Source organism: Mesorhizobium sp. M0028 (genome assembly GCF_040323855.1).
In the GTDB taxonomy this organism is placed as follows: domain Bacteria; phylum Pseudomonadota; class Alphaproteobacteria; order Rhizobiales; family Rhizobiaceae; genus Mesorhizobium.
The window spans coordinates 125,602-140,185 of the sequence record NZ_JAMYVG010000014.1 but is presented as its reverse complement, the minus strand read 5'-3'; the positions used below and the strand labels follow the sequence as shown (position 1 = coordinate 140,185).

General features: G+C 62.1%; 14 protein-coding genes and 1 pseudogene. 6 read left to right on the top strand and 9 right to left on the bottom strand.

The genetic code is table 11. The features are described 5' to 3' along the window. The first annotated feature begins 52 nt into the window (after positions 1-52). On the top strand, positions 53-580 hold the full coding sequence (gene tcmP / locus NKJ93_RS23365) for a three-Cys-motif partner protein TcmP (RefSeq protein WP_352591296.1): 528 nt from the start codon (positions 53-55) through the stop codon (positions 578-580). Here tcmP and NKJ93_RS23360 read toward each other — a convergent pair. From NKJ93_RS23360 to NKJ93_RS23345, 4 genes and pseudogenes are all read right to left on the bottom strand, one after another. Beyond that, a pseudogene (locus NKJ93_RS23360) lies at positions 577-1,330 on the bottom strand (DUF5131 family protein). The gene tcmP and the pseudogene NKJ93_RS23360 overlap by 4 nt on opposite strands. 162 nt (positions 1,331-1,492) lie before the next feature. Beyond that, entirely contained in the window at positions 1,493-2,458 is a 966-nt protein-coding gene (locus NKJ93_RS23355; RefSeq protein ID WP_023718175.1) for a substrate-binding domain-containing protein, read from the bottom strand. After that, positions 2,455-3,768, bottom strand: a complete 1,314-nt coding sequence (locus tag NKJ93_RS23350; RefSeq protein ID WP_023718176.1) for an ABC transporter permease — start codon at positions 3,766-3,768, stop codon at positions 2,455-2,457. The genes NKJ93_RS23355 and NKJ93_RS23350 overlap by 4 nt, the downstream gene beginning before the upstream one ends. Then, positions 3,765-5,348, bottom strand: a complete 1,584-nt coding sequence (locus NKJ93_RS23345) for a sugar ABC transporter ATP-binding protein (protein WP_352591293.1) — start codon at positions 5,346-5,348, stop codon at positions 3,765-3,767. The genes NKJ93_RS23350 and NKJ93_RS23345 overlap by 4 nt, the downstream gene beginning before the upstream one ends. A gap of 217 nt (positions 5,349-5,565) precedes the next feature. On the opposite strand from NKJ93_RS23345, the gene NKJ93_RS23340 reads away from it, so the two are divergent. Together NKJ93_RS23340 and NKJ93_RS23335 are read left to right on the top strand one after the other, a co-directional pair. Then, positions 5,566-6,585: a LacI family DNA-binding transcriptional regulator gene (locus tag NKJ93_RS23340; protein WP_023718178.1), complete on the top strand. Its 1,020-nt coding sequence runs from the start codon at positions 5,566-5,568 to the stop codon at positions 6,583-6,585. Between the two features lie 255 nt (positions 6,586-6,840). Continuing rightward, entirely contained in the window at positions 6,841-7,464 is a 624-nt protein-coding gene (locus NKJ93_RS23335; RefSeq protein WP_352591290.1) for a L,D-transpeptidase, read from the top strand. Between the two features lie 157 nt (positions 7,465-7,621). Here the strand turns inward: NKJ93_RS23335 and NKJ93_RS23330 are convergent, their stop codons facing one another. The 3 genes from NKJ93_RS23330 to NKJ93_RS23320 form a co-directional block, all read right to left on the bottom strand. Continuing rightward, entirely contained in the window at positions 7,622-8,623 is a 1,002-nt protein-coding gene (locus tag NKJ93_RS23330; RefSeq protein ID WP_352591287.1) for an LLM class flavin-dependent oxidoreductase, read from the bottom strand. Positions 8,624-8,780: 157 nt separating this feature from the next. Next, positions 8,781-9,941 carry an AI-2E family transporter gene (locus NKJ93_RS23325; protein ID WP_023718182.1) on the bottom strand — a complete coding sequence of 387 codons (1,161 nt, stop codon included), beginning with the start codon at positions 9,939-9,941 and terminating at the stop codon, positions 8,781-8,783. A 118-nt stretch (positions 9,942-10,059) separates the two neighbouring features. Further along, positions 10,060-11,118 (bottom strand): LLM class flavin-dependent oxidoreductase, encoded by a 1,059-nt coding sequence (locus NKJ93_RS23320; RefSeq protein WP_352495037.1) that lies wholly within the window; start codon positions 11,116-11,118, stop codon positions 10,060-10,062. 231 nt (positions 11,119-11,349) lie between these two features. Between NKJ93_RS23320 and NKJ93_RS23315 the strand changes: the two genes are divergently transcribed. Then, positions 11,350-11,778 (top strand): DUF6481 family protein, encoded by a 429-nt coding sequence (locus NKJ93_RS23315; RefSeq protein ID WP_352484331.1) that lies wholly within the window; start codon positions 11,350-11,352, stop codon positions 11,776-11,778. A gap of 83 nt (positions 11,779-11,861) precedes the next feature. On the opposite strand, the gene sugE is transcribed toward NKJ93_RS23315, so the two are convergent. Next, the gene (gene sugE, locus NKJ93_RS23310; protein WP_352591284.1) at positions 11,862-12,176 is read right to left on the bottom strand and encodes a quaternary ammonium compound efflux SMR transporter SugE; all 315 of its coding nucleotides are present in this window, start codon (positions 12,174-12,176) and stop codon (positions 11,862-11,864) included. Between the two features lie 153 nt (positions 12,177-12,329). Next, a complete protein-coding gene (locus NKJ93_RS23305; RefSeq protein WP_013528464.1) occupies positions 12,330-12,455 on the bottom strand; it encodes a hypothetical protein in 126 nt (41 codons plus the stop codon). Between the two features lie 215 nt (positions 12,456-12,670). Here NKJ93_RS23305 and NKJ93_RS23300 point away from each other — a divergent pair, with 215 nt between their 5' ends. Continuing rightward, positions 12,671-13,480, top strand: coding sequence for a transglutaminase-like domain-containing protein (locus tag NKJ93_RS23300; RefSeq protein ID WP_023718185.1), 810 nt, complete (start codon positions 12,671-12,673; stop codon positions 13,478-13,480). 106 nt (positions 13,481-13,586) lie between these two features. After that, a complete protein-coding gene (locus NKJ93_RS23295) occupies positions 13,587-14,549 on the top strand; it encodes a cation diffusion facilitator family transporter (RefSeq protein ID WP_352548083.1) in 963 nt (320 codons plus the stop codon). Positions 14,550-14,584: the final 35 nt, after the last annotated feature.

Genomic DNA, 14,584 nt, shown 5'->3' with positions numbered 1-14,584 from the left:
TCCAGAAGTTCCTTCTCAATAGCCATGCGATGATTCTCTCCTTTCCATCATCATGGCCTCGCGCACAGAATTCCCGACAGTCCCCGCGCTGAACGCTCCGGTCGTGGCTATCACGGGTAATGCTGTTGCCACCATCAAGACGATCGTCAGCCTTGTGAATCCTCATAGCCTGAACTTCGCATACCTGGATCCTTACAACCTGGAGACTCTCAATTTCGAGATGATTAGGACGCTGTCAGACCTCCGATACGTCGACATACTCGTACATGTCAGTCAGATGGACCTGCAGCGAAACCTCGACAAATACTCGTCGGGCGACTCGGCGGTTTTCGATGCCTTCATTCCTGGCTGGCGTAGCGCCATCAAAGCGGGAAACGCCAAGGCAACACGCCAGGCAATTTTGCGCTATTGGTCCGAGCTTGTTGGGCGACTTGGCGTGTGGCCCTCCCCGGAACCCAAGCTAATAACCGGGCCCGGCAACCAGCCGCTTTATTGGCTCCTGCTAGTCGCCAAGCATGAACTCGCTCTGGCGTTTTGGAAGGTCGCGGCTAACAAGCAGAGACAAGGCAACCTTTTCTAGGCGGTAGCTGCCGGCATTTCATCGTAGATACGACCATTGAGCGTGCGGCCGGCGGCTTTCTTGTTATTGCCTCCCCACTGCTTGAAGAAGAATGCCGTGCCCGCGCGTCGGCACATCGTTTGGATCTCGTCGACCCAGTGAGGATTCATATATCGTGCCCCTTGGCCCGCTTTCACCGCCAACGATCGCCCAATGAATATCGGTGAGATTGGCACCGGCTACAGACCCGATCAACGGCTCTAGAGAAACGAACCGGATTGCTGCTGGTGCACGGCGAAGGTCATCCAGCCGACCCAGCACTCGATGATCTTCAACACTGGTCCCGAGCCAGACATTCGGCAGAACGGGAAAGTCGCCACGAGTCAGAACCTTGGCCATAACTTCCGGGCGCTTCGTCAGAATCTGATACGTATGCCGCGGCGTCTCTTCCATCACAGCCCATACCTGTCGAATGAAATCTGCCGGCACGTCGACATGAAAGAGATCAGACATCGAGTTCACGAAAACGCGGCGTGGTTTCGACCAAGTTACAGGGATCGACAGTGATTTCGGATCGGTCATTACTTTGCCGGTCCACTTCGCTCGGCCGCCCGTCTTGCGCGTCAGGCCCTGATATTTGTTCACGCCCATGGCTTCTAGCCGTGCCGCCATGCGCATCGCGTAGCAGTTCGTGCAGCCGGCGGTTAGGATCGTGCAGCCGGCCACCGGGTTCCACGTCGCGTCGGTCCATTCGATTGAGGTCTCAGCCATAGGAAGATTCTCCTTCACGTTGATGGTTAATTCAAGGTGATGAAGCTTCCGTTATCGGGTTTTGACGACTGAGTAGGGTTCGGCCACAGCTTTCCCACCCAAAGAGCAGGAGAGCCGTGGCCGAATCCTGAACACCGGAGCCGCCTTCTCCGGCAATAGGCTTCAGAGGCCGTTGTCCTTCAGGATCTGGGCAGCATTTTCCTTGGTGATCTTCTGCGTCGGCAGGATGATGGTCTTTTCCACCTTCTCGCCGTTCAGGAACTTGATCGCCTGCCGCAGCCCTTCGGCGCCCGGCGTCACATAAGTGAACGTCGCCGTCAGCTCGCCATTGGCGACGAGTTGCACGCCTTCATTGGGCAGGCCGTCGATGCCGATGAACTTGATGTCCTTCTCACGTCCGGCGTCCTTGGCGGCAAGATAGGCGCCATAGGCCATTGGATCATTGTGGCCGTAGACGAGATCGATCTTTTCGTTGTTGCGCAGCGCCGTGGCCATGATGTTGTAGGCCTGGTCCTGCTTCCAGTCGCCCGACTGCTGGTCGAGCAGGTTCTTGATACCCGGCTCCTTGTCGGTGAATTCATGGAAGCCGTCATGGCGGTCATGCGCCGGCTGGGTGCCCATGCCGCCCCAGATTTCGACGACGTTGCCGGCGGCCTTGCCCTTGCCGCCAAGCAGCTCGACGGCATATTCACCGGCAGCCCGGCCGATCAGCTTGTTGTCGCCGCCGACGAACTGCGTGTAGTCGTTGGTTTCGACGTTGCGGTCGAGCACGAAGACCGGGATCTTGGCATCGATCGCCTGCTGCACGACGCCGGTCAGGCCGGCGGACTCTTTCGGCGACACCAAGAGCGCATCGACCTCCTGACGGATCAGGTTTTCGACATCGGCGACCTGCTTCTCGGTCTTGTCCTCGCCGTCGGTTACGATCAGCTCGACTTCCGGATGCTTGGCCGCTTCGGCCAGGATGTCCTTGTTGAACTGGGCACGCCAGGGTTCGATGGTCGTAACCTGCGAGAAGCCGATTTTCCATTTCTTGTCCTGCGCGTGGGCACCGCTGGCAAGCATCGCGGTCGTGGTCAGGAGTGCCGCTGTCAGCGCGGCAAGCTTCAACAATTCACGTCGTTTCATTTCTTGTTTCCTCCAATATTCAGAGACGCGGTCTCTTGCGACGGCCGCTTTGCCGCGGCCGTTTCCTTGTGCGCTTGCCCACCGGGCAATCGCAGATAGAAGAGAAGATCGCCGGCATTGCGCTCCTGTACGAGCACGGTACCGATGATGATCATCCCCTTCAGCACCAGCTGAAGGTTCGAATTGATGTTGTGCAGCTGCAGGATGTTAGAGAGCAGCCCGAAGATCAGCACGCCGCAGAACGTCCCGGTGAGGCTGCCGCGTCCGCCCATCAGGCTGGTGCCGCCGATGACCACGGCGGCGATCGCGTCGAGTTCCAGCCCGGCGCCGGCGTCCGGCTTGCCTTGCCGGTATTGCGCGACATAGAGCACCGCCGCGATGCCGGCCAGCAGCCCCGAAACCGCGTAGGTGGCGATCTTGACGCGGCCGGCGGCGATGCCGGACAGCCGGGCCGCTTCCTCATTGCCGCCGATGGCATAGACATAGCGGCCAAACGGCGTGAAGCGCAGCACGGCGCCGTAGATCAGGATCGCGCCGAGGAAGAACAGGCCCGGCATCGGAATCACGCCGAACACCAGCGAGCGCAGCATTTCGAAATCGGCGGTGGCATTCGAGCCGGTGTAGACCGGCAGCACCGCATTGTTTTGGCCGGCTGTCAGCCGGGCGATGCCGAGCGCAGTGACCATCATCGCCAGCGTCACGATGAAGGGCTGCAGCCGTCCGGCGACGATGATGAAGCCGTTGAGCGCGCCGAACAGCAGGCCGACGCAAGGCGCCACCAGCAGCACGCCGAGCACGCCGAATTTTGAGCCTACCTGCGGCAGCAGGAACCACAGCACCAGACTGCACAGGATCACCCCGACAATGCCGGGGGTAACCAGCCCACGAACGCTATCCAACCTGATGTCGTGCGTGGCCTGCGCGCCGGCGCGGGATTTTTCGATGTTCAGCAGGATGAAACGGGTGACGAGAATGCCGAGGCAAAGGGCTGCCACAGCAACTGTCGGCACCCCCAGCACCACCGCCGGCGTCACGCCGGGGACCGTCAGCAGCATGGCACAGACTACCGTGCAGATCGCCATCAGCGAGCCGACGGAAAGGTCGATACCGCCAGTGATGATTACCGCCGTCATGCCAGTGGCAATCAGCCCCGTGGTCGACACCTGGCGCAGCACATCGAGCAGGTTGCCGTAGGACAGGAAGATGTTGTTGCCCTTGGAGCTGATCGGCGAGCCAAGCACGCCGATCAGGAAGATTGCGATCAGGCCCCAATAGAGCTTCGTCCGGGACAGGATATGCAAAATGCTCATGCAGCAGGCCTCGTCATGGTCCGTCGCGGCGCTGCAAGCCGCATGATGGCCTCCTCGCTGGCTTGCGCGCGGGACAGGATTCCCGTCTGGCGGCCATCGGCCATGACCAGGATACGGTCGGAAAGATGCAGCAGCTCCGGCAATTCCGAGCTGATGACGGCGATCGCCAGCCCGTCTCGCGCCAGCTTGAAGATGAGATCGTAGATTTCCCGCTTGGCGCCGACATCGATGCCGCGCGTCGGCTCGTCGAGCAGCAGCACCCGTGGCCTCGTCGCCAGCCATTTGCCGATGACGACCTTCTGCTGGTTGCCGCCGGACAGCGTGCCGGCCGGCTGCTCGACGGTTTCGCAGCGAATACCGAGCGCCTTGACGGCGTCCCGTGCCAGCCCTTGCTCGCCGGCCAGCGAGCGCAGGCCGAACCGCGCCAGCGCGCCGACCAGCGGCAGCGCGACATTGTCGGTGATCGAGGCCTCGAGATGCAGGCCTTGCGTCTTGCGGTCTTCTGTGACCAGGGCGATGCCGAGCCGGCGCGCATCGCGCGGCGAACGGATTTCTACTGCCTCGCCATCGAGCCTGATCTCACCGCCAGCACGTCCTCCGCTGGACCCGAAGATCGTTTCCAGGATTTCGGTACGGCCCGAGCCCAGCAGCCCGCCGATACCGAGGATTTCTCCTGCGGCAAGATCGAAGCTGACGCCGTCGAGCACGGTGCGCCAGCCATGGCGATTGGGCTTCGATAGCGACAGCTTGCTTACGGAAAGGATGGTGTTGCCACCGGGGATGCGGTGCTCCTGGGAGGAAGCAAGCAGGTTTCGCCCGACCATCGCCGAAATTATGGCGTCTTCGTCGAGCTTGTCCATCGTCTGCGTCAGGACGTGGCGTCCATCGCGAAACACGGTGACCCGGCTGGCCAGATGCATGACCTCGTCGATGCGGTGCGAAATGTAGACGATCGCCACGCCGCTATCGGCGAGCTGGCGGATGATGCGGAACAGCCGCTGGCATTCGGCTGGCGACAGCGCCGAGGTCGGCTCGTCCATGATCAGAATGCGCGCCGACATAGACAGCGCCTTGGCGATCTCGACCAACTGCTGTTCGCCGACGCGCAAGGCACCGACGCGCGCATCCGGGTCGAGCTCGATGCCGAGCCTTTGCAAGAGCGCGCCGGCAGCGCGGCTGCTCGCCTTGCGGTCGACAATCAGCCCGGCGATCAGCTTCTCGCGGCCGAGAAAGATATTGTCCGCGACGCTGAGTTCGGGAACGAGGTTCAGCTCCTGGTGGATGATGGCGATGCCGGCGCGCTCGGCTTCGCGGACGCCGGCAAAGCGCACCGGATGGCCATCGATACTGACCGTTCCGTTATAGTCCGTATAGACGCCGGATAGTATCTTCATCAGCGTCGACTTGCCGGCGCCGTTCTCGCCCATCAGCGCATGGACCTCGCCGCGCCGCAGTTCGAAGCCGACATCGACAAGCGCGGCGATGCCGCCGAAGGACTTGGAGATGTGCTCGGCGCTCAGCACGATAGCCGAGCCGTCCGCCATAACGCCTTCCGCAGGGATGGAATTGCCGTGCTGCATGACAAGGACGGCCTCCCTCCGTCGTCACCGAACGCCTCAAACGCTAATCTAAACGTTTCGATCATGTCAAGCCAATATCTGGTGTCGAAGATTGTTCCATTTCAATTCTTGCGCAAAACCATAAGATTCCGTACGTATTGCTGCCGCGGAGTGGTGAAACGTTTCGAAAATGACAGCGTCAGGACGAAAAAAGCAGCGCAAATCCACTGCACCGACCATGCTTCACGTGGCCGAAGCGGCGCGTGTTTCCGTGGCCACCGTATCGGCGTTGATCAACGGCACCGCGACCGTCAGCCCCGAGCTCAGCCAGCGCATCGAACAGGCGATCCGCGACATCGGTTACAAGCGCAACGCCATCGCCCGCAGCCTCAAGATGGGCACCACACGCACCATCGGGCTCACCGTCCCACACATCACCAACCCGTTCTTTACCGACGTGGTTTCGGTGATCCAGCAGGCTTTCGACAGGGCCGGCTACGCCGTCATGCTGTGCTGCACCGACGAGCACCTGAACACGCAGGACGACCAGATCAGGCTGCTGCTCGACCGGATGGTCGACGGGCTGATCGTCGCGCGTGTCGGCGACGGCGCGATCCTCAAACGGATTGTCGACGACGCCAATGTGCCGGTCGTGCTACTCGACCGTGTTTGCCAGGGTGTCGACACCGATGCCGTCGTTCTCGACAATCAGCGCGCGGTGTTCGACGCCATCACTTATCTGATCGATCTCGGCCATCGGCGCATCGGCTACATCTCCGGCTCGTTCGATATCTCGCCGATGCATGACCGCATGGCGGGATACCGGGAAGCCCTCCAGACCGCGGGCCTGCCGGCCGAGCCCGAGCTCGTCCGCTTCGGCAATTTCCACGAAGTCGATGGCTACAACGCCACCATGCAGCTGCTTTCGCTGCACGACCGGCCGAGCGCCATCTTTTCGGCCAACAACCCGATGGTGATCGGCACGATGAAGGCCATCCGCGATATCGGCCTGTCCTGTCCGGAGGATATTTCCGTCGCCTGCTTCGACGATTTTCCGTGGTCGGATGTGTTCCGGCCGCAATTGACCACGGTCGCACAGCCGGTGCAGGCGATTGGCGAACAGGCGGCCAATCTGCTGCTCGACCGGCTCGCCGGCAACAGGGATGCGCCGCCGCGCAAGCTGACGCTCAAGGGACGCCTGATGATCCGCAATTCATGCCGGCCACTTGGCGCGATCGCACAAAGCGTCAGCGCGTAGCGCTTGGGCTCTGTTCAGAAACGTTGTAATGCCGGACGGACAGCGCTCCCTCTGTCCTGCCGACCCCGGCCCTTTCGCAGCCGCTACGGGCGTTCGTCGTTCGAAAACCGAGCAATTGAAGGACGCGGCGCTGATCGAGCCAAGTGGCCAACAATCAGCCCGCCGACAAGCAGGAAAATCTTGGCAATCGAAGCATGTCGGATTAGGAATATGACGAGATGCGGCTGATCGCTCACACGGGCGCCGGCTTGAGTCATGCGCGTGAAATCGATCCTAATCGGGCTGGTACTTGCTGGGATGGTCGCATTCTTCGGCTGCACCACCGGCGGCGCATTAAAGACTTTCCCCTCGGCCTATGGCGGCCTCACCGACGCCGGTTTTCGCGTTCCGCCGGTTCCGATCTACAAGGTTGACCAAAAGTTCCTTCGGCAGACAGTGCCTTATGCGACTGAAGAGGCGCCTGGCACCATCATTGTCGATACAGGAGCGAAGTTCCTCTACTACGTGTTGGGAGACGGTCAGGCGCTGCGCTACGGAATCGGCGTTGGCAAGGCGGGCTTCGAGTGGCATGGCACTGCTCACGTTGCGAGGAAGCGCGAATGGCCGGATTGGAGCGCGCCGTCTGCGATGATCGTGCGCGAGCAGAAGCGGGGCCGCATCATACCGGCTCATATGGAGGGCGGACTCATGAACCCGCTCGGGGCGCGGGCGCTCTATCTTTTCAACGAGAAAGGTGACACTGGATATCGCCTGCACGGTAGCCCTGAATGGTGGTCCATCGGCAAAGCTGTGTCGGCGGGCTGCATTCGCCTCATGAACCAGGACATCATCGATCTCTATAACCGCTCCACAATCGGCACCAAGGTGATCGTCATTTAGTAGACGCCGCGTTTCCGTCTAACAGACGAGCATGACGGATCGAAAACTCTCCGCGTAAAGCGCGCGAACTGTTCGCGATGTCTTCGCACACCTGTTCGCGATGTTCCCTGCCTAAGGCCGGCCTTGCCCGCAACAGTGCCAAGTGGCGAACCAGCTCTCAGGCAGCTTCCGACAGCGATTTGTGGGCGTCGGTCAGGATCTCGAACGAGCGCACCCGCGCCGCATGGTCGAAAATCTGCGCTGTGACCATCAGTTCGTCGGCGCCGGTGCGGCGCACGAATGCCTCGATGCCTTGCCTGACCGTTTCGGGGGAGCCGACGACAGCGCAGGAAAGCGCCTGGCCGAGCATGGTCTTGGCCATTGGATCGAGGTCGCGCTCATATCCTTCGACCGGCGGCGGCAATCGGCCGGGCCGGCCGGTGCGCAGATTGACGAAGGCCTGCTGCAGCGAGGTGAACAACAGCCGCGCCTCGGCATTGGAAGGAGCAGCGAAGACATTGAGGCCGAGCATCACATAGGGCTTGTCGAGCTGCTCCGAAGGCTGGAAGCGCGAGCGGTAGATCTCCAGCGCATGGTCGAGCTCGGCCGGCGCAAAATGCGAAGCGAAGGCGTAGGGCAGGCCGAGCATGGCGGCAAGCTGCGCGCCGTAGAGGCTGGAGCCGAGAATCCAGATCGGCACCTTTTCGCCTTCGCCGGGCACCGCGCGGATGCGTTGGCCGTCTTCGGCTGGCTGGAAGTAACCGATCAGCTCGACGACGTCCTGCGGGAAATTGTCGGCGCCAGCGTCGAGGTTGCGGCGCAGCGCCCGTGCCGTGGGCATGTCGGTGCCGGGCGCCCGGCCGAGGCCGAGATCGATGCGGCCAGGATGCAGAGCGTTGAGCGTGCCGAATTGCTCGGCGATGACAAGTGGCGAATGATTGGGCAGCATGACGCCGCCGGCGCCGACGCGTATCGTCTTGGTGCCGCCGGCAACGTGGGCGATGACTACCGAAGTGGCGGCGCTGGCGATGCCTGGCATGTTGTGATGCTCAGCCAGCCAGTAGCGCTTATATCCCAGCCGCTCGGCATGACGGGCGAGATCGAGCGAATTGGCGAGCGACTGCGAAGCATTGCTACCTTCGACGATCGGCGACAGGTCGAGAACGGAAAGAGCGGTCATCGGCGGGGATTCCTGTGGACCGGACGGATGTAGGAAGCCGTTGCCGGGGCGGCAAATTCAAAATGTTGATAGAGCGCTGTGCGCCCGACGGATGTGCAACCGATGCAAGGTCGTTGATATGCACACCAATCAGTGACGCTTTTGGGCTCTTAAGCCGCTACCTTTTTGGCTCGGAAATCTCTTCATCCTCGATTACCGCCGTGTGCTGCGCCGCGAGGAAATTGCCGACATGGCTGAGACCGTCGAAATGATCGCAGAATACCTTGATGACGACCAGCAGCGGCACCGCCATCAGCGCGCCGACGAAACCCCATAGCCACGACCAGAAGGCGATGGCGATCAGGATCGCCACGGCGTTGATTTCGAGACGGCGGCCGACCACCGTCGGCGTCACGAACTGGCCTTCGACGACGTCGCATAAGAGGACGAAGGCCGGCGCCAGCAGCGCATAGGAAATCGTGTCGAAGCTGATCAGCGCGATGATCGTGACCAGCGTGATGGTGGTCAGCGCCCCGATATAGGGCAGGAAATTGAGCAAGGCCGCTGCCGCGCCCCAGACCTGCGCGTTGGGCACGCCGAGTGCCCACAGGCCGAGCCCGATGACCACGCCGAGACATGTATTGATGACCGTGACAGTAAGCAGATAGTGCGAGATTTCACGCTCGACGTCATAGACTACGCGCAGCGCCCGCTTCTTTTCGCTTAGACTGGGGAAGGACTGGACGATCTTTTCATAGAACATCGTGCCCGAGGCGAGCAGGAACAGCGACAGGACGAAGACGATGGTGACGCTGGCGCCGGCCGACAGCACATTGCCGGCGGCCTGCGAGAGAATACCCGATGGCGCCATCGCCACCCTCTGAACGCCCGGCTCCTGGGACGTCTGTGTCAGGCCCTCGATCTGGCGCGAAATCTCCACGATCCGTTCGAACGGACGGCGCAGTTGTGCCAGACGTTCGGTAAGCTGCTGGCCGATCGTCGAGGTGTTGTTGATGAGGTCGATGACCGGGCCGCTGAGCAGATATCCCGCGACGGCGACGAGGCAAAACGAAAGCAGCACCAGCAGTGTCGCCGAAATGACATCGGGCATGCCATGCTTGCGCAGGAAGCGAACGATCGGCGTCAGCGTCAGCGCCAGCAGAAAAGCCAGAATGACCGGCATGAAGAAGGCGCGGGCGAAGTAAAGCGCGTAGATCGCCATGAGGATGAAGATGCCGACGAGCAGCGAACGCATCAGATGCGCATCCGCCCGCGCCTCGACGCGCGAATCCGGGCTTTCGGCAGCGCTTGCGCCCGAAGCGGCGGGTTCGGCCTTCATTCTGACCCTCGGCGGCACACCGCGATTGGTGTAGACCGTTGGCGAAAACGCCTCTGCGGCTTCAAGGTTCCGTTAGCCGGCGTCACCGGCAAGGCCGCCTCGCGGCTTTGCTGGTGAATCAGGCAACCGGCGCTGCCGCGGCGACGGCCTTCGCAGTTTCCCGGCGCACGATCGGCGCCACCTTGGTGCCGTAGAGTTCGATAGCCTTCATGACCTTGGCGTGCGGCATGGTGCCGATCGCCATTTGCAGCAGGAAGCGGTCGTTGCCGAATATCCTGTGCTGGGCAATGATCTTGTGCGCCACCTGTTCTGGATTGCCGACGAACAGGGCGCCGTTCGGGCCGCGCGATTGGTCGAAATGAGCCCGCGACGTCGGCCCCCAGCCGCGCTCGCGGCCGATGCGGTTCATCACTTCGGCCTGCGGCCTGTAGAAATCGTCGGCTGCCTGGTCGGCGGTGTCGGCGATGAAGCCGTGCACGTTGAGGCTGGTGGCAAGGCTCGCCGGATCGCTGCCGGCCCGCCTGGCTGCATCCCTGTAGATGTCGAACAGTGGTGCAAACCGCGCCGGTTCGCCGCCGATGATCGCCAGAGCCAGCGGCAACCCGAGTACGCCAGCCCGCGCCGCCGATTGCGGCGTACCACCGATCGCGATCCAGATCGGCAATTTGTCCTGAAAGGGCCGGGGATAGACGCCGCGATCGTTGATCGGCGCGCGCAGACTGCCCGACCAGGTCACCTTGACATGATCACGGATGGCGAGCAGCAGGTCGAGCTTCTCGGCAAAGAGCTCGTCATAGTCTTCGAGATTATAGCCGAACAGCGGAAAGGATTCGATGAACGAGCCGCGCCCGGCCATGATCTCGGCCCGGCCGCCGGACAGAAGATCGAGGGTGGCAAACTGCTGAAAGACGCGCACCGGATCGTCGGAGGACAAAACGGTGACCGCGCTGGTCAGCCTTATGCGCTTGGTTCGTTCGGCAGCCGCCGCCAGCGCCACCACCGGAGCGGAGGCAGCATAGTCGGGACGGTGGTGCTCGCCGAGACCAAAGACGTCCAGCCCGACCTGATCGGCGAGTTCGATCTCCTCGATCAGGTTGCGCAGCCGCTCATGCGCACCGATCGCACCGGGACCCGGTTCCGGGCTGACGTCAGCGAAGGTGTAGAGACCGAGTTCCATAGTGGTGTCATCCTAGCGTTTTGTCTTGGCGCTACAGGTAGCGATCAGTCCGCTGCGCCGCCAGAGGCCTGGATGGTGAACAGTGCGGGTGGCTTTCAGCCGAATTCGATCGAAATGGCGTCTCCCGGTTGCAACAGATCAGAATTTCATGGCTGGCATACCGTTTTGGCGCTTGAACTCTCGGTTTTCACGCGTATGTAAGCCTCGCAAATTGACTCCAGGGAAGTGGACTTGGCTATCTACAGGGAAAAAGACGTTTTCGAGCGGCGCAATGCCGCAAACGAGGCAAAGAAGGCGCTTCTGGAGCGCTTCAAGGCAAAGCCGGCGGCAGATGATCCAGCGGTGCTGGCACGACAGGCCGAGCGCAAGGCAGTCCTCGAGGCCCGCGCGATACGCGAGGCCGAAAAGGCCAGGCTGAAGCAGGAAAAGCTGGCGCGCGAAGCGGCCGAAAAGGCCGAGCGCGAGGCAGCTGCCGAAGCGGCACGCATTGCCGCCGAAGAGGCAGCACAGGCCGAAGCGAAGATCCGGGAAGCTGAAGAGAACGAGCGCATCGCCCGTTTTCTTGCCGACGAGGCCGAACGCAAGGCCAAGCGTGACGCACGCTATGCCGCGCGCAAGCAGCGCACCGGCAGGACGCCGCCCGGCTTCTCCGCCCGATAGCGCCTTCCGGCGCTGATCGGCCGAATTCAAGAATCAGGGCCGCCTTGCAGCGGCCCTGAAGGCGTTTGGTCTGTCGGGCCGACTTAAGCCGCGAGCTTCAGTCCCATAATGCCGCAAACGATGAGCGCGATGCAGGCCAGCCTGATCGCGGTCGCCGGCTCCCCGAGCAGCCATATCCCCAACAGCGCCGTGCCGACGGTGCCGATGCCGGTCCATACCGCATAGGCTGTGCCGACCGGCAGTGCCTTCAGCGCCAGGCCGAGCAAGGTCAGGCTGACAATCGTCGAGGCTACCGTCAGGACGGTTGGCAGCGGCTTCGAGAATCCGTCGGTGTATTTTAGGCCGATCGCCCAGCCGATCTCGAACAGGCCGGCGAAGAACAGGAAAATCCACGACATCGGAACGCTCCGTTTCGATGGCTCCCGGCCGATCTCTTGAAAGCGCAAAAACTATCTTCGCCGCATCCATATGGGATGCTCGTGCGCTTAATGAACAACAATACCGGCCGCATTTGCGGCCGGTCGAAATAAGCCAAAACGGTAGCTGCGGCCCTACTTGTCCTTCAGCTTCATCGCCTTCACCGGCGGTGCCTTCAGGGCCGGCGCCGGAGCGGGTTTCTTCGCGTCCTTCTTCGGCTTGCGGGCTTCCTTGCCTGCCTTCATCGCACCTTTAGCCATGATTCGTTCCTCCGGTTGATGTCTGGCGAAGTGAAACAAGAGAAAACGCTAGACTGCAAGAGGCCGCTGCCGTGCAGTCGCCTTGGCGGATGGCTGTCAACCGGTTTCTAATTCCCTCGTAAACCGCAGCGGTCCGTGCGATGGTCCTCTTCGCACTGCAGCATCAGCCCTTGCGTTTCGCCGGCTGATGATCGCGCAGTCCGGTCAGGACGACAATGCGGATCCACATCGGTTGCCAGATGAGCTTCGACTTCCCGCAGGAAACACCGCTGATCGCGATGCTCAACGTCCATTATTCGCGCGCATCCGATCTCGAGCGGCCGGACTTCCTGACGTCGAACCCGCCGGTGCCGATCGAAAGCTATCGCGACAGTTTCGGCAATTGGTGCAACCGTCTCGTTGCGCCGGCCGGGCGCTTTGCGTTCGGCACGGACGCGGTCATCCGCGACCCCGGCTCCTTCGAGACGCGCGAGCTGACGGCATGGCAGCATGAGGTGCGCGATCTGCCGTCGGAGACGCTGCTGTTCCTGCTGCCCAGCCGCTATTGCGAGAGCGACGTGCTGGCGAACGAAGCCTGGCGGCTGTTCGGCAATACCCCGCTCGGCATCCCGCGCGTCCAGGCGGTCTGCGACTTCGTCCATAACCATATCGTCTTCAACTATTTCAATGCACGGCCGACACGCACCGCAGCCGAAGCCTATCGCGAGCAGAGTGGTGTGTGCCGCGACTTTGCCCACCTCGCAGTCGCCTTCTGCCGCGCCCTGAACATCCCGACCCGCTACTGCACCGGTTATATCAGCGATATCGGCCTGCCAAAGCCGTGGTCGGACATGGATTTCGCCGCCTGGATGGAGGTTTATCTCGGCGGCCGCTGGCACGCGTTCGACCCGCGCAACAACGCGCCGCGCATCGGCCGCATCCTGATTGCCTCCGGACGCGACGCCGCCGATGTCCCACTCACCCACATTTTTGGACCGGGCGCGCTGGCTGGCTTCAAGGTCTGGACGGAGGAGGTCATCGAATAGCCTCTCGCGCTGCCCTTTTGAACAACTCGACACTTCGGGCGTTGTTCGAGCTGTGGAGCGTGGGCGTGCTCCGCTAATCTCGGTGCATCAACCAAGGCAGCACACCATGGCGGCGCATGGCGGGTCGAAAAAAGTGATCTATGCGGCGCTCGCCGGCAATCTTGCGATCGCCCTGACCAAATTCGCCGCTGCCTTGTTCACGGGCAGCTCGGCAATGCTCTCGGAAGGCGTCCACTCGCTCGTCGATACCGGCAATGGCAGCCTGCTGCTTTACGGCATGCACCGCGCCGCCCGGCCGGCCGATCGGACGCATCCGCTAGGCCATGGTCGCGAGCTGTATTTCTGGAGCTTCATCGTCGCGCTCCTCGTCTTTGCACTGGGCGCCGGCATATCGTTCTACGAAGGCGTGACGCACATCATGGCGCCGGAGCCGATTGCCAACGCAAAGGTGAACTACGCTGTACTTGGCCTTTCCTTCCTGTTCGAAGGCACCTCCTGGCTGGTGGCGCTGAACGAGTTCCGCCACCAAAAAGGCAGCCACGGCTGGCTCGAGGCGGTGCAGCTCAGCAAGGACCCGAGTGTCTACACCGTACTCTTCGAGGACAGCGCGGCACTTCTCGGCCTCGTTGTCGCCTTCGCCGGCATATTGGCGGCGGAACTGCTGGACATGCCGAAGCTCGACGGCGCCGCGTCGATCGGCATCGCGCTGATCCTGGGCGCGACCGCGATCTTCCTGGCCCGCGAAAGCAAGAGCCTGCTGCTCGGCGAGCCGGCCTCGCCCGAGGTGCAAATGAAAGTGCTGGCCATTGTCCAGCAGGACCCGGCGGTGCAGCGGGCAAATGGCGTACTGACGCTCCATATGGGGCCTCAGGAGATCGTCGCCGCTCTGAGCATCGAGTTCGAGGACCACTTGTCGGCGCCCGAGATAGAGACCTGCGTCGAACGCCTCGAGACACGGCTGAAGGCGGAGATGCCGGAGGTCACGCGCCTGTTCGTCAAGCCGCAGACCACCGGCACCTGGGAACGGCGGAGCAAGGCCTTGGCGGCGTCCGGAGGGGAGCCGGCCTGAGGAAAATGGCTGCGCCATCGGGCAGTCCCGGTTAT